The 21,352-nt window shown below is 61.4% G+C and carries 26 protein-coding genes and 1 pseudogene; 17 read left to right on the top strand and 10 right to left on the bottom strand.

Going from position 1 to position 21,352, the window contains the following annotated elements; all coding sequences use genetic code 11:
- Positions 1 to 91: 91 nt before the first annotated feature.
- Complete coding sequence (locus J7U37_RS25185; RefSeq protein ID WP_282104086.1) at positions 92 to 223, top strand: ribbon-helix-helix domain-containing protein; 132 nt, start codon at positions 92 to 94, stop codon at positions 221 to 223.
- Between the two features lie 899 nt (positions 224 to 1,122).
- On the opposite strand, the gene J7U37_RS21695 is transcribed toward J7U37_RS25185, so the two are convergent.
- Positions 1,123 to 2,007, bottom strand: coding sequence for a LysR family transcriptional regulator (locus J7U37_RS21695; RefSeq protein WP_082508010.1), 885 nt, complete (start codon positions 2,005 to 2,007; stop codon positions 1,123 to 1,125).
- Positions 2,008 to 2,256: 249 nt separating this feature from the next.
- On the opposite strand from J7U37_RS21695, the gene J7U37_RS21700 reads away from it, so the two are divergent.
- The 4 genes from J7U37_RS21700 to J7U37_RS21715 all read left to right on the top strand — a co-directional run bounded on the left by J7U37_RS21700 (position 2,257) and on the right by J7U37_RS21715 (position 6,132).
- Complete coding sequence (locus J7U37_RS21700) at positions 2,257 to 3,645, top strand: MFS transporter (RefSeq protein WP_056187145.1); 1,389 nt, start codon at positions 2,257 to 2,259, stop codon at positions 3,643 to 3,645.
- A gap of 62 nt (positions 3,646 to 3,707) precedes the next feature.
- Positions 3,708 to 4,565: an amidohydrolase family protein gene (locus tag J7U37_RS21705; RefSeq protein WP_056160302.1), complete on the top strand. Its 858-nt coding sequence runs from the start codon at positions 3,708 to 3,710 to the stop codon at positions 4,563 to 4,565.
- Positions 4,566 to 4,600: 35 nt separating this feature from the next.
- Positions 4,601 to 5,794, top strand: coding sequence for a molybdopterin-dependent oxidoreductase (locus tag J7U37_RS21710; RefSeq protein ID WP_056187088.1), 1,194 nt, complete (start codon positions 4,601 to 4,603; stop codon positions 5,792 to 5,794).
- An 11-nt stretch (positions 5,795 to 5,805) separates the two neighbouring features.
- Positions 5,806 to 6,132 (top strand): hypothetical protein, encoded by a 327-nt coding sequence (locus J7U37_RS21715; protein ID WP_056160309.1) that lies wholly within the window; start codon positions 5,806 to 5,808, stop codon positions 6,130 to 6,132.
- 48 nt (positions 6,133 to 6,180) lie between these two features.
- Here the strand turns inward: J7U37_RS21715 and J7U37_RS21720 are convergent, their stop codons facing one another.
- A complete protein-coding gene (locus J7U37_RS21720) occupies positions 6,181 to 6,459 on the bottom strand; it encodes a hypothetical protein (RefSeq protein WP_244478466.1) in 279 nt (92 codons plus the stop codon).
- A gap of 132 nt (positions 6,460 to 6,591) precedes the next feature.
- Here J7U37_RS21720 and J7U37_RS21725 point away from each other — a divergent pair, with 132 nt between their 5' ends.
- Complete coding sequence (locus J7U37_RS21725; protein WP_056160311.1) at positions 6,592 to 7,641, top strand: YeiH family protein; 1,050 nt, start codon at positions 6,592 to 6,594, stop codon at positions 7,639 to 7,641.
- Between the two features lie 177 nt (positions 7,642 to 7,818).
- Here the strand turns inward: J7U37_RS21725 and J7U37_RS21730 are convergent, their stop codons facing one another.
- Positions 7,819 to 8,571, bottom strand: coding sequence for an IS6-like element ISMex25 family transposase (locus J7U37_RS21730; protein ID WP_043768345.1), 753 nt, complete (start codon positions 8,569 to 8,571; stop codon positions 7,819 to 7,821).
- A gap of 695 nt (positions 8,572 to 9,266) precedes the next feature.
- Between J7U37_RS21730 and J7U37_RS21735 the strand changes: the two genes are divergently transcribed.
- The 3 genes from J7U37_RS21735 to J7U37_RS21745 all read left to right on the top strand — a co-directional run bounded on the left by J7U37_RS21735 (position 9,267) and on the right by J7U37_RS21745 (position 11,174).
- Entirely contained in the window at positions 9,267 to 9,944 is a 678-nt protein-coding gene (locus J7U37_RS21735; RefSeq protein ID WP_162241328.1) for a PAS domain-containing protein, read from the top strand.
- Between the two features lie 107 nt (positions 9,945 to 10,051).
- The gene (locus J7U37_RS21740; protein ID WP_056187094.1) at positions 10,052 to 10,507 is read left to right on the top strand and encodes a hypothetical protein; all 456 of its coding nucleotides are present in this window, start codon (positions 10,052 to 10,054) and stop codon (positions 10,505 to 10,507) included.
- 124 nt (positions 10,508 to 10,631) lie between these two features.
- Positions 10,632 to 11,174: a hypothetical protein gene (locus J7U37_RS21745; RefSeq protein WP_156634162.1), complete on the top strand. Its 543-nt coding sequence runs from the start codon at positions 10,632 to 10,634 to the stop codon at positions 11,172 to 11,174.
- Between the two features lie 91 nt (positions 11,175 to 11,265).
- Here J7U37_RS21745 and J7U37_RS21750 read toward each other — a convergent pair whose 3' ends face one another.
- Positions 11,266 to 11,493 carry a hypothetical protein gene (locus tag J7U37_RS21750; RefSeq protein ID WP_156634164.1) on the bottom strand — a complete coding sequence of 76 codons (228 nt, stop codon included), beginning with the start codon at positions 11,491 to 11,493 and terminating at the stop codon, positions 11,266 to 11,268.
- A 165-nt stretch (positions 11,494 to 11,658) separates the two neighbouring features.
- Here J7U37_RS21750 and J7U37_RS21755 point away from each other — a divergent pair, with 165 nt between their 5' ends.
- The 4 genes from J7U37_RS21755 to J7U37_RS21770 all read left to right on the top strand — a co-directional run bounded on the left by J7U37_RS21755 (position 11,659) and on the right by J7U37_RS21770 (position 14,945).
- Positions 11,659 to 11,901 carry a hypothetical protein gene (locus tag J7U37_RS21755; RefSeq protein WP_156634166.1) on the top strand — a complete coding sequence of 81 codons (243 nt, stop codon included), beginning with the start codon at positions 11,659 to 11,661 and terminating at the stop codon, positions 11,899 to 11,901.
- A 341-nt stretch (positions 11,902 to 12,242) separates the two neighbouring features.
- Entirely contained in the window at positions 12,243 to 12,413 is a 171-nt protein-coding gene (locus J7U37_RS21760; RefSeq protein ID WP_162241329.1) for a hypothetical protein, read from the top strand.
- A gap of 1,525 nt (positions 12,414 to 13,938) precedes the next feature.
- A complete protein-coding gene (locus J7U37_RS21765) occupies positions 13,939 to 14,673 on the top strand; it encodes a Crp/Fnr family transcriptional regulator (RefSeq protein ID WP_247637074.1) in 735 nt (244 codons plus the stop codon).
- 32 nt (positions 14,674 to 14,705) lie between these two features.
- Positions 14,706 to 14,945 (top strand): hypothetical protein, encoded by a 240-nt coding sequence (locus tag J7U37_RS21770; RefSeq protein ID WP_056187107.1) that lies wholly within the window; start codon positions 14,706 to 14,708, stop codon positions 14,943 to 14,945.
- Between the two features lie 38 nt (positions 14,946 to 14,983).
- Here J7U37_RS21770 and J7U37_RS21775 read toward each other — a convergent pair whose 3' ends face one another.
- The 4 genes from J7U37_RS21775 to J7U37_RS21790 all read right to left on the bottom strand — a co-directional run bounded on the left by J7U37_RS21775 (position 14,984) and on the right by J7U37_RS21790 (position 16,980).
- Positions 14,984 to 15,358: a hypothetical protein gene (locus J7U37_RS21775; RefSeq protein WP_247637075.1), complete on the bottom strand. Its 375-nt coding sequence runs from the start codon at positions 15,356 to 15,358 to the stop codon at positions 14,984 to 14,986.
- 75 nt (positions 15,359 to 15,433) lie between these two features.
- Positions 15,434 to 15,940 (bottom strand): helix-turn-helix domain-containing protein, encoded by a 507-nt coding sequence (locus J7U37_RS21780; RefSeq protein WP_247637076.1) that lies wholly within the window; start codon positions 15,938 to 15,940, stop codon positions 15,434 to 15,436.
- Positions 15,922 to 16,191 carry a BrnT family toxin gene (locus tag J7U37_RS21785; protein ID WP_056187117.1) on the bottom strand — a complete coding sequence of 90 codons (270 nt, stop codon included), beginning with the start codon at positions 16,189 to 16,191 and terminating at the stop codon, positions 15,922 to 15,924. Before J7U37_RS21785 ends, J7U37_RS21780 begins: the two co-directional genes overlap by 19 nt.
- A gap of 72 nt (positions 16,192 to 16,263) precedes the next feature.
- Positions 16,264 to 16,980, bottom strand: coding sequence for a hypothetical protein (locus tag J7U37_RS21790; RefSeq protein WP_247637077.1), 717 nt, complete (start codon positions 16,978 to 16,980; stop codon positions 16,264 to 16,266).
- Between the two features lie 363 nt (positions 16,981 to 17,343).
- Here J7U37_RS21790 and J7U37_RS21795 point away from each other — a divergent pair, with 363 nt between their 5' ends.
- Positions 17,344 to 17,565: a hypothetical protein gene (locus tag J7U37_RS21795; protein WP_247637078.1), complete on the top strand. Its 222-nt coding sequence runs from the start codon at positions 17,344 to 17,346 to the stop codon at positions 17,563 to 17,565.
- A 49-nt stretch (positions 17,566 to 17,614) separates the two neighbouring features.
- Positions 17,615 to 17,836 carry a hypothetical protein gene (locus J7U37_RS21800; protein ID WP_247637079.1) on the top strand — a complete coding sequence of 74 codons (222 nt, stop codon included), beginning with the start codon at positions 17,615 to 17,617 and terminating at the stop codon, positions 17,834 to 17,836.
- Positions 17,837 to 17,961: 125 nt separating this feature from the next.
- On the opposite strand, the gene J7U37_RS21805 is transcribed toward J7U37_RS21800, so the two are convergent.
- On the bottom strand, positions 17,962 to 18,171 hold the full coding sequence (locus J7U37_RS21805; protein ID WP_247637080.1) for a cold-shock protein: 210 nt from the start codon (positions 18,169 to 18,171) through the stop codon (positions 17,962 to 17,964).
- A gap of 254 nt (positions 18,172 to 18,425) precedes the next feature.
- Here J7U37_RS21805 and J7U37_RS21810 point away from each other — a divergent pair, with 254 nt between their 5' ends.
- Complete coding sequence (locus J7U37_RS21810; RefSeq protein ID WP_247637081.1) at positions 18,426 to 18,785, top strand: hypothetical protein; 360 nt, start codon at positions 18,426 to 18,428, stop codon at positions 18,783 to 18,785.
- A gap of 136 nt (positions 18,786 to 18,921) precedes the next feature.
- Positions 18,922 to 19,137, top strand: a complete 216-nt coding sequence (locus tag J7U37_RS21815; protein ID WP_247637062.1) for a hypothetical protein — start codon at positions 18,922 to 18,924, stop codon at positions 19,135 to 19,137.
- A gap of 2,103 nt (positions 19,138 to 21,240) precedes the next feature.
- Here J7U37_RS21815 and J7U37_RS21820 read toward each other — a convergent pair.
- Positions 21,241 to 21,352, bottom strand: a pseudogene (locus tag J7U37_RS21820) (IS630 family transposase); the annotation flags it as partial.

Below are 21,352 nucleotides of genomic sequence, written 5' to 3' on the forward strand. Positions count from 1 at the left end.
GCCTGCTGCCACATCACCAGGGGAGGGTGAGGCCGTAGCGTCTGTGCCCGCCCCCGAAAGGTCTCCCCGGGCCGGCGAGCGCGATACCCGCGTGCAGATCCTTACCCGGATCGACCCGGCCACCCGGAAGCGGCTCAAGCTGATCGCGGTCGAACAAGACCGGACCATTCAGGACATCTGCGAGGAAGCCATCCGCGATTTCGTGGTCCGCAACAGCAAGTGATCCGAAGTCGTGGGATCAAGGGAGCTCACAATCGAGCTCCCGTTCTCTCGTGCCAGCTTGCTATCAAGCTTCCATGCTGTCTTGCTCACGAGTGATCCGGACTGAAACTTGCGATACCCGTCCTTCTCAGAAGCTTCGATGGCTGTCCAACGCCTATGGGAGGTCGCTTCTGACGGCCAGCTTGATCGTTCGGGCAAGCCCTACCCGACGAGCCGCAGCTTCGCTTGGTTGGACTGCCTTACGACCCCGTGTCGTGCGGTACCGATCGCTATCACGGTGGCTCGACAGCCTGTCTCTCCACGCTGAATGGATCTGGCCGCTAGCCTCTCCATGCCGCTGATGGATTGGGGGAGACCCAAGAGACGGCGGTAGGTGTCGATGCGGCGTAGAGCCCAGCGTGCCTCGATCGTGGATTGGGCACCGTACAAACGCTCCGCGAAGCCGAGGAGAACATCAGCATCTCGCAACGACAGCAAGGCCAGGGTGCGCAGCGTCGGAAGGGTTGGTTCGAACTGAGGCATTCCGCGGTGAACCGTGAAGCTTGACCGCTGGGTCCCTCATAAGTTCGTGGCGACAGCGGTATGCCTAATGATCGATGAAGCCTCCGACACCGGCTCTGATCCAAGCCACTGCTACCGCCAAAGCACCTCCGCTGTCGTGAAATTTGAACACCGTTTTCACGACACATGATTTTCGGGCTGCCTTTCCCGACATGCGTCTCGAAGGCGTGGGCCTCGATCAAGGATCGAATTCTGAATGTCTGGAAAACGGTCGTTTTATTTACAAAAATAATTCCTGCGCTCGAAGCAGAGGAAATTAGCTTTGTTTTACCTGCACGATCTTTTCATAGTCATCAATAAAAACTTCGATTTAAATATCGATGCATATGAAAATTTAAGCTATAAATTTATTAGCTTGTTGAATGCAATTGTCGCTGGATTAGAAAGGCGTCCTGACACACTCAGCCGCCATAGAACCCGCTCGATCCGCAGATCGCGGATCGGGACGACGACTATTGTACCGACGGAAATCTGGTCACGAATTGTAGCGACCGAGACCATTGCTACTCCAAGGCTGCTTGCCACAAGTTGCTTGATCGCCTCTGTGCTTCCGACTTCAAGTCGTCGAATTGGGCAGATTTTATTAGCACTTAATGCTTCGGATACGATTTCCCGTGATCCAGAGCCTGGCTCCCTGACGATAAAGATTTCTTCCGAAATGCGTGCGGGATCAATTGGCTCAGCTGCCTTCGCGAAGGTGTGCTCCGGTGAGGTGATTAAAACCATCTCGTCCTGACGCCAAGCTTCGCTGACAATACTCGGATCCTCAACGGGTCCCTCAACCAATGCGACATCGATTGCATGCTCAATCAGAAGGGCAGCAATAGCTCGCGTATTGGCACTAATAATGCTGAGTTCAATACCTGGATACGCGCGATGAAAAATGCCGAGGTAAGTTGGGATCATGTAAGTTGCGATTGTGGTGCTTGCGCCGATCCGTAGCATCCCGCTCCCGAGGCCCCGCAGAGCGTATAGTTCCTCTTCAGCTGCCCTCTCCATGGCGAAAAGAGTTCTGGCATGTCGCAGCAAGGCTTCGCCCTCCCGAGTCGGGCGGACACCTCGAGCGCCACGGTCAAGCAGTCGACATCCCACCTGCAGTTCAAAATCCCGTACCCCTTGCGAGATTGCGGGTTGGCTCACGTGCAGCTCCTCAGCTGCTCGGGAGAAGCTGCCAGTCTGAGCGACGGTCGCGAAGAAACGCAGGAGGTGGAGGTTGAGGGCCATAACCACAACTTATAAGGCCAAAATAGAATTATATTAGTGCAAATCGTGGAAAGGGGAGCAAAGTTATCCTGCAGGACGAGCAAAAATTAGAAAAATGATGCCGCCTCGAACTCGTTCGGTCTGATTGGATGAGGGGCTGTTTACACGCTCAAGAAAGTCCAGGCGGCGTTCGCGGCGTACGTCCTGGACGCCAACGAGGAAACGTCCAGGAGACACGCCATGCACCTTGCTACGGACCCCCCGATCGGTATGGGGATCGAAATCACCGCTTCAAACCAAGCCGCTGCTGCTGCCACGGCCAACATCGCCGGACGGCTGGAGCGGCTGCCGATGTCGGCGTACCAGCGGAAGGTGTTCGCAATCATTGCCTCCGCCTGGCTGGTCGACCAGGTCGACGTGGCGCTGCTCACCTTCTTGCTAGGTTCGATTGTTGTCGCCTTCGGGCTCACGCCCACTGAGGCAGGCCAGCTCGCGGCGATGACCTTCGCAGGTCAGCTTCTCGGTAACATTGTGGCGGGCACTGCCGCCGATCGCTTCGGGCGCAAGGCCGTATTCCAGGTCACGATGGTGGTCTGGGGACTTGCCAGTCTCGCGGCTGCGGCGGCCTGGAGCTTGCCGGTCCTGATGGCCTGCCGCTTCCTGATCGGTGTCGGGGTCGGCGGCGAGGCCCCGGTCGCGCAAGCAATGGTCTCGGAGATTGTGCCGGCCAACGTGCGCGGCAAGTACATCGCCTTCATGGAGGGCTTCTGGGCCATCGGATACGTGCTCTCCGGTGCGATCAGCTTCTTCGTGCTGCCTTATCTCGGCTGGCGTTGGGCCTTTGTGATTGTGGGCCTGCTTTCGATGGTGGTGCTGTTAGTGCGCCGCTCCATGCCAGAATCCCCGCGCTGGCTCGCTGACAAGGGCCGCCACGCTGAGGCCGAAGCCGTGATGACGACGATGGAGCGGGAAGTTGAACGCGCCACTGGCCGGCCGCTACCGCCGGTAGCGCCGTCCCTTGTGGACGCAGTCACGGCGCCCGTACCGTATCAAAACCCAATCGCGACGCTGTTCTCGCCTGAGTACCGCCTGCGCACGGTCATGGCCTTCGGAATGTGGTTCTTCGCGTTGATCGGCTTCTTCGGCCTCAACTCGTGGATCGCGGTGCTCCTGAAGGAGCGTGGCTTCTCGATCGTCAGCTCGGTCGGTTTCGTGACGCTGATCACGGTGGGTGGCATCCCCGGCTTCTTCACTGCGGCGCTACTCTTGGAGAAGATCGGGCGCAAGCCCACTACGGCGGCCTTTCTTATCTGTTCGGCGATCGCTGCATATTTATACGGTAACGCCGTCGATCAGACTTGGCTGTTCGTCTCGGGCTTCGTGATGCAGTTCTTCATGTTTGGTATGTGGAGCTGTCTCTACGCTTACACGCCGGAACTCTACCCCACCCGTGCCCGGGCGACGGGAGCTGGTTTCGCTTCGGCCTTCGGGCGGATCGGCGCCATCCTTGGGCCCATGATCGTGCCAGTGCTGGTGCAGAACTACGGCCCCGCCACTGCCTTCCAGGTCGGTGCGGGTGGCTTCCTCATCGCAGCTCTCCTCGTCCTGACGCTTGGCGTCGAGACGCGCGGCAAGGTGCTGGAGACGGTCTCTCACTGATCTGACCAACCTGGCGCTCAGGATCGTGCGCCGGGTTCCCCCTAACAAGGAGTGAAGAAGCCATGCCGATCGTAGACATGCGTAGCCGCCCGACCTTCCTGCACAAGTTCTTTGGTGGGGCGCCTGACACTCCTGAGTACGGCGTTGTGCGCTGGCTGAACGGGCGTGTTGGCGGCCGCGAGATCGACCACTTTACCCGAGGGATGACCGTTGAGGGCTTTTCTGCGGAAATGGACGGGGCTGGCATCGACGTCGCCGTCATGGTCGCCCGCTCGGTGCCGGGCGTGCGGATTGCCAACGACGACCTTGCTACGGTCGCTCGACACAACTCGAAGCGGCTGGTCGGTATCGCCTCAGTAGACCCAGTGGAGCTCGGCCGTGATGCTGCCGTGGCCGAGGCCCGCCGCGCGGTAACCGAACTCGGCTTCAAAGGCGTCAACCTCGATGCTGGCTTCTACGGAGAAGCCATGCGCGCCGACGACGAGCGCCTGATGCCGCTCTACGAGCTGTGCCAGGAATTGGGGGTTCCAGCTTTCGTGATGTCTGGCCCGACGACGCCCGACTTGCGCCTTAACGACCCGCTCGCGGTCGATCGGGTGGCGAAGACCTTTCCGAAGCTGCCGCTCGTGTGCTGCCACGGCTTCTACCCGAACGTCGCCGAAATGGTGACGGTGGCTTTCCGCAACGAGAACGTTTTCGTCTCGCCCGACATGTACACCTTTGCGCCCGGCGGCGGCCTCTACGTTGAGGCGGCCAACAGCTTCATGCGGGATCAGTTCCTGTTTGGCTCCTCCTTCCCGTTCAGGCCAATGCGGCAGGGCGTGGAGGATTTCCGCCAGCTCGGACTCTCTGAAGACGCACTCGACGCTGCACTCTGGCGCAATGCAAACCGGTTGCTGGGGCTCGGCCTCGGCGCCTGACCACCTCCGAAGCTGCTTTTCAAGAGAGGTGTGCAATGAGGAAAGAAATTCCCAGACGTGAGGTCCTATTCGGCGCAGGCGCCCTAGCGCTGGTCGGACGTTCGGTCCTCGCGGCCGAGGTCGGTCTGCCCTTCGGCAATGGCGAGCGCCCACTGGTGGCTTATCCGGGCAAGCGCCCGCTGTTGCAGATGACGGCCCGGCCGCCGCAGCTCGAGACGCCGTTCTCGGTCTTTGACGAGGGGGTGATCACTCCGAACGACGCGTTCTTCGTGCGATATCACCTCGCCGACATCCCCACAGAGATCGACCCGGACACCTTCCGCCTCGCAGTACAGGGTCACGTCGAAGCGCCGGTTTCACTCGCGCTGGCCGATCTCAAGGCAATGCCGCAAACAGAGGTCGTCGCGGTCAACCAGTGCTCAGGCAATTCCCGCGGCTTCTTCGAACCACGTATGGCCGGTGGCCAACTCGCAAACGGTGCGATGGGCTGTGCGCGCTGGACCGGCGTGTCGCTGAAGACCGTGCTGGATAAGGCGGGCGTAAAGGCGGGCTCCGTCCAGGTCGCGTTCGAGGGGCTTGATGGACCTGTGATCCCGGAGACGCCGGACTTCGCGAAGGCCTTGAACATCGACCACGCTCGCGACGGCGAGGTGATGCTGGCTTGGGGGATGAACGGGCAGGAACTGCCTTGGCTCAACGGTTACCCCTTACGCCTCGTCGTGCCGGGGCTCTACGGCACCTACTGGGTCAAGCACCTCAACGCGATCACCGTACTCGACAAGCCGTTCGAGGGGTTCTGGATGAAGACCGCCTACCGTATCCCCGACACGCCCTGCGCCTGCACCGAGCCCGGCAAGGCGGCAGCCAGCACCGTACCGATCGGGCGCTTCAACGTGCGCTCCTTCCTCACAAACCTGATCGATGGAGCCAGCGTGAAGGCGGGCTCGACGCCGCTGCGCGGCATCGCTTTCGACGGCGGCTCCGGCATCAAGACGGTTGAGGTCTCCGCCAACGATGGGGGAACCTGGCTGCCTGCCAAGCTGGGTCAGGATTTTGGGCGTTACGCCTTTCGGGCCTGGACCCTGGACGTCGACCTTCCCGCCGGCTCCCACATCATTCGGGTCAAAGCGACGGCTAACGATGGCACGAGCCAGCCGATGGAACCGCGCTGGAACCCGGCCGGCTATATGCGCAACGTGGTTGAGAGCACCCGCGTGCGGGCGGCTTGAGGGAGAATGGGATGACGCGATTTCTTGTCACCAGCATCGCACTCATACTCGCTGCCGGCACGGCCGTGGCCGAGCCTCGGAGTTACGCGCTACCCGAGCCCACGGCACAGCTGCGAGCACCCCAAGGTGGGACGGACACGACTCACATAATCGGCTTCGAGGCGGCGCAAGCCAACTGCATGAGCTGCCACTCCGTCGACTACATTGCGATGCAGCCGCCAGGGAAAGGCAAGGCGTTCTGGGAAGCCGAGGTGAGTAAGATGATCAAAGTCTACCATGCGCCGATCGCTGAGGCCGACGCCAAGGTCATCGCCGCTTACCTAACAGCGACCTATTAAAAGCTTCTACAGCCCAGCATTCGCGGGTTGGGAAAAATAGCTCAGGCCTCAGATCAGAGCCACGACCTTTGCGGCGTACGAGGCGACCGTTTGAACCACAGGCAGGTCAGCGGCGTAGATGCGTCCAGCCAGGATCAGAAGCGCCAAGCTCCAGAATATCACACCGCCGATTCGGCGAGCGGTGTGGTCGCCCGCGGTAGATCTGTAAGCGCGCGCAACGCCCTCGGGGACCGGCTCGCCGAAGGGATCGAAAGTGATCGGTGATGACCACGTGTCAGGAGTGTTGCGCATGACAAGATATGTCGCGCCCAAGGCCGTCTCAAGCAAGGGAGGGGTTTTCCGAACTTCACTCCCTCTGGAGAGAGTACTTCTCCGCAATGGAGAACCAACGAACGTTTTCTTCCCAACACGCCTCAAAGCCGCATCGTGAGCCTAGACGCATCCCAGAAAGCCCCCGCAATGGCAGTGCTCCGCGAAAAGCCTGTCTCGCCGGCATCGGTTCTGCCTGGCATTGGCCTGTGCGTAGTGATCACGCTCATTGCCATGGCCGCGCAGGCCTTGGAAGAGCATGTCTCCGGTCACCCTTATGTTGAGGCCCTGGTGTTGGCTATCCTGCTCGGCATCGCAGTGCGCACTGCCTGGGCACCCGATGCGCGCTTCCACACCGGCATTGCCTTTTCCGCCAAGCAGCTTTTGGAAGTCGCCGTTACCCTGCTTGGAGTCTCGCTCAGCCTTGGCGCGATCCTCGCTTCTGGCCCGGCGCTCTTGGGAGGTATCGTCGGAACGGTGATCCTCGGCATCGTAACGAGTTTTCTCATTTGCCGTGCGTTCGGCCTGCCCGCGCGCATGGCTATCCTGGTGGCCTGTGGCAACGCAATTTGTGGCAACTCAGCCATCGCCGCGGTCGCGCCGGTGATCGGGGCTCAAGCCAAGGACATCGCCGCTTCGATTGCCTTCACGGCGGTTTTAGGTGTGCTCATGGTGCTCGGGCTGCCCCTGTTCGTGCCGCTGGCCGGGATGAGCGATAACCAGTATGGGGTGCTGGCGGGGCTGACGGTCTACGCGGTGCCGCAAGTGCTGGCAGCGACCGTGCCCGTGAGCCTCCTGAGCACGCAAGTTGGCACGCTGGTTAAGCTCGTACGCGTTCTCATGCTCGGCCCCGTCGTGGTGGCCTTTTCACTGATTGCCTCGCGGCTTCCGGTCGAGCCCGGCACTCCAACACGGAAGGCTGGGCGGCTCGGCCTCACCAAGTTGGTGCCATGGTTTATCCTCGGCTTCCTGGCGCTAGCGACTTTGCGCTCTCTCGGTCTGATCCCGGACGTCGCGGTGAAGCCGCTGACCCAACTCGCGGGGTTCCTCACCGTGTTGTCGATGGCCGCTCTTGGTCTTGGCGTCGATGTCCGTGTGCTTGCACGCGTCGGTGGGCGCGTCACGCTCGCTGTCACTGCATCGCTGGCTGTTCTGATCGGGGTCAGTCTGTTGCTGATCCGCGTGCTCGGCATCACTTGAACGACGCACCGTCAAAAGTCGCTAGGATGGCTACTCAGGCGCACAAGAGGCAGTGAGGTCGCGTTCCTGGGACACGAGCAGGGATGCCGCACCAAGCGTCGGCCTGACGCAAGGGCTCCAGACGGGCCTGTCGCGAACTCAGTGTCAGGCCGCGGAAGGCTCTCTACCGTTCTGCTTTCACGCTTTGTTCGCCTGCGGAAGCCCAAAGCAGAGTGCGAGAAGACGGTTCTGCTCGCGGACCGTCCACGCGCCGGCGAAACCGAAGCCCTTCCGCAGCCAGAGCATGGCCTCGAAGCCGCAGATCGTGCGTCGCGCTGTATGGAAGGAGCGGAAGCCGCCGATCCGGGGCATGTTCTTCTTGACCCGGAAGTGGTCGCTCTCGATGCCTTGCTGCAGATGTTTGGTGACGTAGTGGAGCGGCGCGTGGGGCAGAAGACTATCGCTCTTCGCAGCCACGATCGCGGGTGGATAGGTGCTGGCACCATCCGTGCCGATCCGATCGGGCGCAAGAAGTGGCTGATCCGCCAGCATCTTACGGAAGAACCGCTTGGCCGCGTCGAGATCGCGGTTAGCGGTGAGGAGGAAGTCGACTGGGTTGCCGTGCTTGTCGACAGCTCGGTAGAGGTAGCGCCACTCACCACGCACCTTGATGTAGGTCTCATCGATCCGGATCGACCCGCAGTGCGGCTTGCGAAATTGGCGCAGCCGCTTCTCGATCAACGGCGCGTAGGCGAGCACCCAACGGTTCAGGGTGCTGTGGTCCACCTCGACCCCGCGCTCCAGGAACAGCTCCTCGATGTCACGATAGCTCAGCGGGTAACGCAGGTACCAGGCGACGGCCTGAACGATCAGGGCCGCCTCGTAGTGCCGGCCCTTGAAATCGGCTTTGGAGCGCTGCTTCAGCTTCGCGGCTATGGCGGACAGGATCATGGGGTGGCCTCCGAAACAGGAGGTGCCATGCGGGCTCTATGGTCAACGCGGGGTAAACGCCACGGGTTTGCGACAGGGCCGCATGTCCAGGAGATTGGCGAATTCAACCCAGGCTACCTGCAGCCTGCATCGGGGGCCAACGTCCGCTTCTGAGGATTGGCTGAACCGCTCTCCACGGCGTTATTGGGTCGGTATTTACCCCTCTGCCTTACACGAAGTTTAGGTCTGCTCCAGCCGTCACATCTCTGGCGTTAGGCCCGCATCAGCCGAGCCATCAGCCGCCTCACGAACAGCTTGCAGGCATCGACGGCGCTGCTCTGGGTCTGTGATCCGAGAGTAGGCTTCGAGCAGCTCGAGGCACTCACGGCTGAGTGCTATGTCGAAGGCCCCAGCAGAGGCACCTCCTTTTGGAGTACCGGAAGGCGGCAGAGGTACCTCGCTGAACTCGTCGGGCGAAATCCCAAGCTGCTCGGCGATTTGCTGCTGGAGCAGCTGACGGCGGCTCGGTGGAATAGGGCTCGTCGCCACACTCGCATCAGGAAAGCTAGAGTAAGCGGCTTCGATAGGGTTCAGCTTACGGCCCACATCCTGTCCCCAATAGTATGCTCCAGAAACCCGAACTGCGCGCATCGTAGATTGGAATGTATGTAAGAAGCGTGGCTGTATCGTGGCCACAGGGGCAGACAAATTACCGCATGTTAACTAACCTTAAAAAGGTCTCACATTCAAGTGATGGACTAAATAACGAAGGTTTGGAGGCAGTGGTGCGGCACGGCGGGGCAGGTATGGCCAAGGCTTCGCAGATCCAGTTGCAGGCTGCGATCGACGCGTCAGATGTGATCGGGCGTTGGGATTGGGATATCCCCAATGACCGCTTGTACGCAGACGCAACGGTTGCTCTGCTCTTCAGCGTCGAACCTGCTGCGGCGCAGGGCGGGGTGCCGCTGAGCCTGTTCCTGAAAGCCATTCATTCTGAGGACAGAGCGGAAGCCGCGGAAATTATCGCGAAAAGCGCAAAGGCGGGTCGCTCCTACGTGCAGGAGTATCGCGTTCACTCGGCCGATGGCACCATGAGGTGGGTTTTGGCTCGCGGTCTTATCGAGTTGGACGAGATAGGCCAGCCTCGGCGAGGCACCGGCTTCCTGATCGACATCACGCAAAACCGGGCTGAGGAAGCCGCTTATTTGGCTAGGATGCCTGACCGCGCAAGCCACCCCTTGGAGGACGCTGCCGAGCATTGTCTTGCCGCTCGAGGCGCCATCCAGAAGCTCGCTGAACCTCTTCTGCAGAACATGATCGACATGCTCCTGCTGGAGCTTGGACGTCGCCTCTCGAAATTAGAGAATGACCGGCTCCGTACGCTCATGAACTGATCGTCCCACAGATTGCCGCGGATGCCGCCCGCCAAGGGGCTCCGGTTGCCTGGGGTGGGTCTTTCGCGCATTGCTGGGCAGTGAAATCATACACTTAGGGGCAGGAGATGGGGCGCGGGCTCGGCAACCGGCAAAAGCTGATCCTCAAGGCGTTGCGTGCGCTGGAAGGGGAGCACGGGGCCTGCTGGTTTGAGCCCTTCGACGTGATCGCCGCGACGCTCGACATCGAACCCACGCCAGAGATGAAGCGGGCGACCCATGCCGAGCGGGCGGTTGATGCCCAACGTGCGGATCTGCGCCGAATGGCTGCCCTCGGCTCGCCTGGGCACATCGAACAGCTCGCCCTCTTTGAGCACGGGCAGCGGCAAGCGGAGGCCGCCCGGGGGAACGGCAATGAACGAGTCCGGCCGAACCTGCTGCGGGGCAAGCCTCGGGCCGGGGAGGGCATGAACCCGTCGCGGGCCCTGGCGCTCCTCGCCCGGCGGGGCCTCGTCCAGCGGCGTTCACACTGTGGACCGGGATCGCTCGTCGCCCTCACGGAAGCCGGGCGCGCCGTGCGTTGAAAACGACAGGTTCGGCAATCGATTTCGTAGAACCGGAGCGAGGCACATGGGCGGGATGGGTAGCGGTCTAACCGGGGGGCGGCCAACCGTCGAAAGCTGTCTGCGCTTGCCCCTGTCGAAGCTGATGAGCGTCCGACAAGGGGCGTTTGGCTGGTCCGGCGACCTGGTGCATGGGGGCGCCTTCCCGCACGTCGCAAAGCGGGTCCGGTTCGACATCGACCTGCGCAAGGACGGGCTATCGGGTGACGTGGTGCTGACCCATGACGCCCCCGTACCTGGGGGAGTTGCAGAACACTCCTACCGCGTCGGTATCGAGGCCGTGGCGATGCCGCTGGGCGGCTTCCGTTGGTGGTGGTCCTGCCCGTGGTCGGGCGTGTTGTGCGCGGATCTATTCCTGCCGCAGGGTGGCGCCCGGTTCGCCTCACGGAAGGCGCATCGCCTCGCCTATGCCGTCCAGAGGATGACGCCGCGCGATCGGCAGATTACCCGGCTGCGTCGACAGCGGGTGCGCCTCGGGGGCTCGGTCAACGTCCTAGCGCCCATGCCGAACAAGCCGAAGTGGATGCGCTGGCGGACCTACGACCGGAAGCTGGTCGCGATGGGTGTCATTCGAGCGAGGGTGATGAACGCGGCCGATCGGGAGGCGGCATTGGTCTTCGGTCTGTGACAGACTACGTCTGGCGCATGGCACCGTCCGCTTGCAACCCTTTGTAGAAGCCGGGAACGGCCGCTTACAGGCTGCTCAGCGAGGCAGTGGCCTATGACTGGGGTGGGTGGAAAGCAGGGTCAGCACCGTCTCTGTGTACGTCCTCAGCTTCACGGAGCATCTTCTCTCGGCGAGCCTCGCGCTGGCTTAATTCTTGCCCGACCTGCCACAGGAGAGCACGTGTTATAGCAAGCATCACGGGTTTACCGATGTCGACGACCGCTTCATGAGCTTTGAGGCAGGCATCTGCCATGGCTTCGAAACGTTCGTCGTCGTTCATTTTATCTTGAGCCTCCGCTTCCTCAATTAAAAAACCATCTTATGTTAAAACATACAAGCGTGGCAGGAAGTATTCATACGCATTCTGGAACGGATTGTAATTTTGATCAGACCGTGCGTTACATTTTTGTACGGATACGTACAATTCAGAACGCCAGAGCAGCCGATGTCCAAGCTCGATGATGACGATGGTGCCGCTTCTCGTGCGGCAACGACGTTGAGCAGGATCGCCTCTGCCCTCGGATGCCCGGTCTCTGCGTTCTCTGAACAGCCTTCAAGCACTTTCGCAGAAACACATGAGCTGCTGCGGCTCTGGTCACTGATCGAGCATCAGCAAGATCGAGCTAAGGTGTTGGCCTTCATCCGGAACGCAGCCGTCTCCGCACCTCTTATGAAGGCGGCCGAGTAGTAATCCTATTCGCGTAAGCGATCTCACAGTCCGGCGTTTCTTGAAGCGCTCGTTTGCCGTCTGAGATGGTACGTCGGTTTCTGGATCAAGAGCTACGGTCCGATCGCCACCCTTTACAGACCCCGGAGAGGGCTGCTTCCCGACTTCAACGCCTCTGGCTTCCTATCGTCCGGCAGGATGCGCCGGAGGTGATCGTGAACGACCCCAGCGCTGAACGGCTTCTCGATGAAGCAAGCCGTGTCCGGCAGATCACCTGGAGCGGGCGTGTGGTGGCCTGAGGCCACCAAGATACCGATGTGCGGGTGCTCGGAGGCGGCCTTACGGGCCAGCGCGAACCCGTCATGTTGGCCGCTGAGGCCCACAGCTATGAACAGCAGGGCGAACTCTCGGCCGTGCTGATCGAGCAGGTGCATGGCCTCATCACCTGTTACCACATCGAGCACCCGGAAGCCCGCATCCTCGAGGATGGCCACAGCGTCCATGCGCACGAGCACATGGCCTTCGACGACTAGGGCGTAGGGAGGGGAGGATGAGAGAAGCCGGTCCATGAAGCGGTACGCTCAAGAAAGCGAATGGCTCCCGTGCAAGGTTCAATCCCGTGTGATTTATGTTAAAAAAACGGGCGGCCCGATGATTTTGTATTGATGGCCATCCTCCAAACTTAGAACTACCTGAGCCGCTGCGAAGATAAGGACAGTTCCGTATTCATAATACGCGACGGGCGAGGGATTGCGCCCGCTCCCGGGCCTCAAATCGTGGGTCTCACGCAGGATTACTCGGAGGCGGAATGTCCCCTTCAGGGCGAAGGGTCCGTTCTCCTCTCAAAGCAGCCCTTCACGCGCTCATGCCGGTTGAGCTCAGGTCTAGGAGTTTTCGGAAACCCTGATAAGGGCCTGCACTCACTGATAATACAGGGCGGAAACAGCTAGCCGGTGCCCCCTGCTGGCCGCGGACAGAACCGCAGCGCTGAGCTACGACCCTTCTGAGTTTCGACAGCAATACGCGCCCGCGCGCGAGGGACCGCCTGTTAAGGATTGCTAAGGTTGGGCGGGCATTTCGCGACCAGTACGCGCGGGCGCGCGAGGGCCGGATTGTTGAGGATTGTTGAGGTCTGCGCTTCCCCGTATCTACGGGGCGAATACGGGGCCGGCCAAAGCGTTGCGATTAGATCGTTCAAAAATGCCGACGTGGGACTTCAAGCTAAGCCCTCGACAGGCTCGGCCGGGCTGCTGTCAGGAGGTAAGTCTTTTGCAACTTGGACGCGGGCAAAGTCTTCGGCAAGCACTCGGATTTGTTCAAAGGCCAGCCGTTTGATCTCGTCACTTGAGCGACCATCAATGGGGACTACGACGGACCCTGTAAGACGCCCGGCGCTCGTCAAGAGCGTGAAGTTGAACCTGCCTGAACGGCTGCGCTGAACGACGTAATGCGGTTTTTCCATATCCTGCCTTCGCCATGCGCCGTGTCAGCCGCTACGGCAGGGCAGTCGCTACGGTTTCAGTTTAGCTGCAAAGGGTATGGAAGCGGACACTTCACCCTTCCGATACGCTGTGCCTTGTAAGCGCCATGGGGCGGTGGCGAAGGCATTCGACCTGATCGCGGGGGCCGTCAGCGGCAGGTGCAGCCTACGGGGCACGGGATGCCGGCCGGCGGGCTCTGACAGGAGGCGTTGCAGCGTCGCGGGCTCGGCAGTCCTTCCAGGGTGGGGCGCCGACCATACGGGCTCTCGCACAGCCCCTCGAAACCAGCCCCTCGAAACCAGCCGATACGCTACAGGCGGGGATGTCCGCTAGTGTCCAGCATTTGAGGCTCATTGCCAGATTTCTGATTGGCGTCGGGTAGATTGCGCAATTCCGTACGACCTGAGCCAATATCTAGCTGGGAACCCGATAGGTAATCCGCTTGGGCTGAGGGCTACTGGCGCTGTTGTTAGCTTGGTATGACGGAGGGAGTAATGTTCCCGAGCCGAGCGCAACCTTCTGCAACCTCACAGCTTAGGTCGGCATACTGACTGTGGGGCATGGCCCGGGAGGGCTCATGCTCAATCCGTTCATCCAAAAGCTCGGCCGCCGTTTCTCGCTCTCCGGGGAGGACGAGAAAGCCCTTACGGGAGCAAGTGCGCATCTGCGCAAGGTTCAGTCTCGAACAGCCCTCATTTTAGAGGGGGACGTGCCCGATCACGTCCACCTGATCCAGAGGGGCTTCGCCTGCCGTTATAAGGTTCTTGCAGGCGGAGGGCGGTCGATTGTTGGCTTCCTCATCCCGGGAGACTTCTGCGACCTGAACGTGTCGATCCTCGGCGAGATGGATCACAGCATCGGAACGATCAGCTCCTGCGACGTGGTGCGTATCCCGCGTTCGGTGATGAATGGCCTCTGCGGGAAACATCCGGGCCTGAACCGTGCCTTGCAGTGGGCCGGCCTCGTCGATGAAGCAATCCTCCGGGAATGGCTGGTGTGCATGGGCCGTCGTTCGGCCGATGAGCAGGTCGCACACCTGTTCTGCGAGCTCCTGATCCGCCTTCAGGTGGTGGGGCTTGCGACGGAGAACAGCTATCCGCTCCCCCTGACCCAACTCGACCTCGGCGATGCAACCGGGCTGTCGAACGTCCACATCAACCGGGTGCTCCAGGAGTTACGACGTTTGGGGCTGGTGGTGTTCAAGGAGCGACATGTCACATTACCTGACGTAGCGGCCATCAAGAGCTATGCGGGCTTCAACCCGAACTACCTGCACCTGCATCCCAAGACACCGCCTTACTCGGCTATGTGAGATAGCTAATTGTTCTTACGGGTGGAGAGCCCATGCCTCGCTACTTCTTCGATATCCATAATGGCCAGACACTTCGTGACGATGAGGGCATGGACCTCGCTGGCCCTGAGGAGGCTGCTCGTCACGCAAAGTCGGTCCTGCCCGAGATCGCGGCGTACGAAGTGCCTAAAGACGGCGAGCACCAAGCCTTCTCGGTTCTGGTGACGGATGAGGATGGCCATCCCATCTACTCGGCCGCTGTGACCTACACGGGCACATGGCTGATCCGATGATGGAGGCCCCGTCTTCTGAAGCCATCAAGTCGCCGACGCTAAGTGCCGAGCACACCCGCGACCATGATGCCCGCGAGGAACAGGGCGCCCACAAATGCGAAAGCACGGTCGGCCTTGCGCTGGCCGCGTGAGAAAATGAAGGCGTGCAACAAGGCATGGACAATCGCTCCGCCCATGGCCTGCGCTCCAAAAGCGACCATGAACACGTCGAACCCTGAGACCAGGGGGCGGTTAAGCGAGAAGTAGACGAAGGCTCCGAGCGCCCCCAGGTATGCGAGCAGCCCAAGAACGAGCGACCACGGCGGTTCGCCGTCGCGTTTCTCGATCTGCGTCCCTTTCCACGCCAGGGCGAACAGAAAGACATTCAGGATCGTCGCGGCTGCCATCGGCGGATAGAGCGTCGCTAGGGTCAACCGCTCTCCTCCTCGGCGCGAATGGCCGAGATGGAGTGCTGGCAGCCGCGGTACAATCTGGGTCGGGTAGCAAACCTAAGCTCGGTCTTTCGCTTCTGTGGCCTTCCCTGAGATCCGGCGAGGCTTTCCTTTGGGCTTGGCGGGCGCCGCAACGGCATCCCTTACCACCTTGCGGGTCGCTTTGATCTTTGTGATTTTCTTGAAGGTGCAAGCATCAAAGGCAACCGTTTGCGGGCGCGTGGCGCCGGAACGCAGCGCACGCAAAGCGGCTTCCGGCTCGCGGTACAAGATCGTCAGCAGGGACGCTGCGGCGGGGTCAGGCGCTTTCCGGCCTTGTTCCCAGTTCCGATAGGTCGCTAAGGGGACGCCAAGCACCTGCGCGAACCCATGTTGCGTCAGGCCCAAATTGCTCCGGATTTCCGCGGGCGGTGGTACGAGGCGATAGCCCACGGGTGCCGTATCTGGGTCTTGCCCGTCCTCGATCGTGTGGCGTCGGATATCAGCTTCCGTCGTGGCGTCCAGCTTCTCGCGGTCCACCTGTGGCCGGTTGGTGCGAAGCTGCTCTAAGCTGATGCGTGCCATCGTTGGCGCTCCTTCCGGTTGGCGCGGCGGGCCGAGATGATCCAGCGCACGGGGCCGCGATCCGTGAACGTGATGTGGTAGATATCGCCCTCGATCTCTCCGAGGGCGTTGACGCGGGTTTCTCCGTAGTCTTGGCGCTCGTCGGTTTGGTGCAGGGTCCGGCTGAGAAAGACCAGCACGGCGAAATCGAACCCGAACCCACGTTCCCGCAGGTTGGCTTCCGATTTCTCGTCGTGCCAATCGAACTCCATAGCGCAATGTACGCCCTGGGCGCACTTGGGGCAAGGATGGCTTAGGTGATCTGCGCTGCAAAGGCTGCCGGCTCAAGCAATTCCCTTGCAGTTTGCCTTGCCCCTCTCGATAGCCCCTTGCAGGTTCTCTGCTGGCCTCGTCGTCCCCGTAGTTACCAACCTTCTATCCGTGGTGGGCGCAAATCTGCCCCCTATGCCGTTCGACCCGGATTTGCCCTGCGAGGCGCCGCGCTTCATCCAGGCCAACCACTCACGGTCGACCACGCGGACAAGGTTCGGAAGGCTCTTGGCGCCCGTCCTGCGCCTCTCGTGGATCTGGACCATTCCCAAGCGCCGGGCCTGCCGGAGCGCGCCCTTTGCGAGCGTGCGAGACACGCCGGCGCGGGCCGCGATGGCATCAAGGCACAGGGCGCACACCTGGCGGGCCTGAAACTCGTCCGCGACGATGCGGAGCACGGCCAGTTCGCCCGTCGTGAACCGCGCTGCGAGGGCTGACGGCATCGGGCCGGATGCGGCGAGGCGTCTGCGGCGCTCGATCGCTACGGAGCGCTCAGGGGGCCGCTGGTGCTTTCGCGGAGGTATTCCCCTCCCAGGGAGGAAGCCCCGGCCAGCAGCCGCCTGAGTGGCCGCGCGCGGCACCCTACGCGCTTCTATGGCTTCCGATAGCCGTGTTGCGTCCTCGTCGCTGATCTGCGCCGCCGCGACGCCAGCCCATAGGGCGCGCGTCAACGCATCGAGGCTCGCCCCGTGCGCCAAGCCAATCGCCTGGGCCATTTCCTCAACCGTCATCGTTCACAGCCCTGCTCGGGCCGCGTCAAAGCAGCGGGTGCGGCCTGGGCCGTCCCGTTCAAAAGGCCAAGCGCCATCGTCTCGGGAAGCGGTCCCGATTGACACCTGAACGGTGCTGTGGCTTCTGGGGGGAAGTGACTGGCCCCCAAAGGCCCTACGATTTCGACGGCGCCGCCCTGGCAGGGGTCGGCGCCGTTGGCGTTTTGGGCTTAGGTCTTTCTCGCGGCGCTAGTCCCTGATGGTGATTGGCCGACGAAGCACCCATGAGGGCGAACGCAGCCAGACATGCCATGTCGCGTGGCGGGCATGGTTAAGTCAACGGCAGGACCGACCCGATCCATCGCCAGCAGGAGGGCAGGACCGATGACGAGCGATGACAGCAGCGCGCAGGATCGCCGGGAGACGAAGGCTGCGAAGCACCTGGAGAAGGCCCGCGAAGGAGGCGAGGCGCGCGCAGACTACGACGCTGCTCAGCAGGCCACCGACGACAAGACGGTGCGCCTCAAGGCCCTTCGGCTCGCCAAGGAGCAGGCTGACAAGGAGATCGCCAAAAAGCTGATCAAGAAGGCAGCCAAGAAGAGGTAGCTCGGCATCGCAAGCGTGGGCTCATCACCCCGCGGCGGGAAATACTCGCATGCATGCCCATATGATCATGATGATCATCTTCACCCCCAATCCCCATTCCCTGCGGGTCACACCGTCCGCAACAGAGCCCGGTCGGTTCGATTGGTCGATTTGGAAGGACAAGGAGGTGGTGCAGCGGTCAGTCCGGTCGTTCGGGTCCGAAGGCGCCTCGGAGGCCGCTGGCGACACAGCGCTGCGCGCCGTCACGACGATCTGGCAGAACGGCAAGTAGTCGGGCGCACCCCTCTCACGGGGTGAGACGGTGGGTTGTTGGAAGTCGCTCCTGATCGGACGGAGGGCGTAGAAAGCCTTCCTGCCCGAAATCGACAGGCGGGCTTGAGGCCCGCCCTTTGAAGATCAAGCTGACTGGAGGTTCCCAGCGCTATCCTTCCCGGAGCGCTTGTCAGTTTCCACTTCGTAGGAGACCTTCTGGCCCTCGATGAGGTTGCGCATTCCAGCGCGCTCCACAGCGGAGATATGGACGAACACGTCCTTGCCGCCGTCATCCGGCTGGATGAAGCCATAGCCCTTGGTCTCGTTGAACCACTTCACGGTGCCGGTGCTCATAGACGTTCTTCCCAGTCAGTTTCGTTCGCCAGGGCCTCGGCTGAAAAGCAGGGCTCATGGCGAAGCTCAAGAGTAGAAATGACTGGCTAGTTCCCGGGCGGAGTGGAGCGGATCTCGGACGTTTGAGCCAGTGCATCAGGAGCCATAACGAATTGACCCCGCGAACTCATCCGCCCAGCCAACCCACTGGCGCACTTGTCCCAGGTCGGTCGTGTGGACCGTGCACGGCTTGCTGCCAGGTTCCAGCAATTGAGGTGCTGGCCAAACCTGCAGGCATCCTGTGTCGACACAGCACCGGCGTAGCGTGCGGGATCTATCAGGATCGTCCGGAGGCGTGCGTGCGGTGGCACTGCCTCTGGCGCAAGATCGGCGCGCTGCCGGACGAGCTAAGACCTGACCGATCCGGGGTGATGTTCGCGATTGAGAGCCGTGTACCGCGCGCGGACGCTCAGGAAGGGGCCTGCGTCGTCGGCCGCGCCGTCCATGTCGCACAAGCCTTCGCTAGCCGGGACGTGACCGAGGCATTTGCCATGTTCGCGCGCGAAGGGTCTTTGTCGGTGTGGAAGGTGTCTGGTCGCATTGCAGTCATGATGCACCCTGGCCAGCGCGCGTAAGCACTGGGTGTGATCCTTCGAACTGACGGGTGGCAGCTCTTCCGCATCGACGGAGATCACACCGGAACCTCTGACGGAACCCCCGCATTCGTCCCCTGCATCCGCACGCCAATGGTGCACCCGTGGAGGATCTGCGATGTCAGACACTGATAGGCTCGGCTTCGGGTCGCCCCTCGTGCTCCATAAGATTGGCCACGAACTGCAAGAAACCCTGCCGGTTACTTCGCCTGAGGAGATCCCGGCTGACGTCGAGGAGCAGGCTGCAAAGATACCGGACGTGCACGGTGAACCGCGCATCCAGCTCGTAGCCAAGACAGGTGTCGAGCACCTGGGAGACGAGCCGCTCTTCTGAACCGATTTGCGCTTTGTACGGGGTTTTCGAGCTTCAGCAAGCTGTTAGCTGACTGCCCTCGGATGAGGCGACGGGGTCCCCGAGTAGGTATCCGGCTTCAGCGAGCAGCCCGTATGCGACCTGTTATGCATCAGGAATGGCTGAGCTCCGGACACGTAGCCGCAATAAAGGGTCATCGTGCCGTGGCACTCAGGGCAGCGTTTCATCGCGAGCCTATAGCGCTTGATCACCTCTTCCAGGTTTTCAAGACGCCATGCATCATCGACTTTGACCTCGCACGAGTTGGGGCGGAGCTGAGATCTCATCCTCATCCGTTTTCTAGCCTCCTGTGCTGATGATAATAGATGGCCTTTCTCACTCTCAGGCTACCGGCTGACGCGAGCTTTGCTGCGCGGACTGATTGGAAGCAGCCACCGCGGCAGAGATGATCGCCGTTCAGATGGATCACCCAATGCCAGCGCTCCAGCTCAGTTGGATGAGCCTCGACGTTTACGAACCATCTGTCAGTCGGCGGCGTCCGAAACAGGCGGCCTTTGCCAGCCATTCACGGCTTCTCGGGCCGAGCTAGTAGGATCGCAGTCCGCACAGCCACGCGCCTCATGACAAGAGACGCTCCGGGCGATCTAAATTGCGCCCGTGTCCATTCGTTCGCGCTGAGAGCCTTCGCGACGTCGAGGTGATAGCCCCCAGGAAAGACGTGAGAAGCCACCGCCGGATCGCCCATAAAGGCGTCAACGGCAGATCGAAGATCGTCGTCTGTGATCAGCTTCGCCTTGTAGAGGTCGCCTGCAGTCGCAGAGTGCTGAGCCATGCAGGCAAGATAGGGCAGGCTGCAACGAGATCACTGCCCGAGCCGCCAGAGCGGGACTGCACCCGTTGGGCGGCCCGGCGTGTTGCGGTAGTAGGTCGTATTCACGAACTGCATGCGGGTTTCCGCGATTTCGGACACGCGCTCGGCTCTGAGCACCTGGGCACCGCAGAAGTCGGGGCGAACGGTGCCGACCTCGGGGTGAACGCCGCAGATCTCGAGTGTGGTCCAACCGAGGGCGCCCCCCTTATCCGCCCAACAGTCAGGAAGTTGACGCACGCCTCATGCGCGCCTCCCCAGGATTGAAGGGTGAAGCCAGGGCATGGGACGATGCTCGGCCGAAGGTTGAGGAAGCCTTGGCGCCAGAGCGCGGGGTCGGCAGGAACAAGCTTCGGCTTCGGTGAGCCTGACATGGCGGCTGGCGACTGTTGCGGGCCGAACGGGATAGGGGGCGACCCTGCTGGCCCTAGAGGCTCAATGCGCCAGGCACCTGCCTAGCTCACGATGCCGTGAACTTATCATATGTGGTATTCCACGGGTTCGCAGTTCGAGTTTTTGGCCGCCCATGACGCGCCTAGAACTCGCTCTCGCTGGTGTCCTCGTGGTCTTTGCAACGCTAGTCGTTCTGAGGCTGCTGTGATGCCGCCCAATCGCAGCTCCTATCTCAGTGCGATTTCCGGCTCTCTGCCGTCCTGAGGCTTCCCTGGCGATCCTGGGGGCTGTTTTAGCGGTGGTGCTAGGCAACCTCTGCCCATCACGCTGCCTCAAGCCATTGCTGCAGGTTCGCCGCCGCGGTCCGACATAGGCAAGCCTGCCCCCCGCCGCCCGATCTGCTCACGGGACCGGCGGGGTAGGATCGTTCATCTCACGCTGAGCCGATACGCAACTTGGCTCAGGGGTAGAATGACGGAAGGCGGTTAGCCGGATCTCAAGGGCGCTATGGTAGCGCAGCTTCAATATGGGAATGGCGTCACCGCTCAGCGTTTGCCTTGCTCGACTAAGCCGAGACGCACGTCTTGGTGCGCCTAAGCCACAGAGCCGCCAGCGGTGGCCGAGATGAAAGTGACGGTCGGGCGGCTCCGGCATCGTGTCTGACGCTGTCCCAAATCCTTTGGGGCTGCTCAGGGTGCTCGGGACATGGATGTAACAGCGGCCTGCTCTACGAAGGCAAGACACCTCTTTCGTGCTTCCGGATCCTCGATTTTCAGGAAGGCTTGTAGCAGCGCTGCCGATTGAGCAAGCGCTGTCTCAGACTGCTCTGCTCCCGACGCAAACGTCTCTAGAGCGGTTTCCACCTACTCCGGATCGTAACCGGCGGCAGCGAAGTAGTTTGCGCACTCGGTTGGGGTGAAGGCGTCGAGCAGATTGCCGACGACAGTCCAGAGCCGATCGACCGTGCGCTCGGCC

The organism is Methylobacterium sp. 37f (assembly GCF_023093475.1).
In the GTDB taxonomy this organism is placed as follows: domain Bacteria; phylum Pseudomonadota; class Alphaproteobacteria; order Rhizobiales; family Beijerinckiaceae; genus Methylobacterium.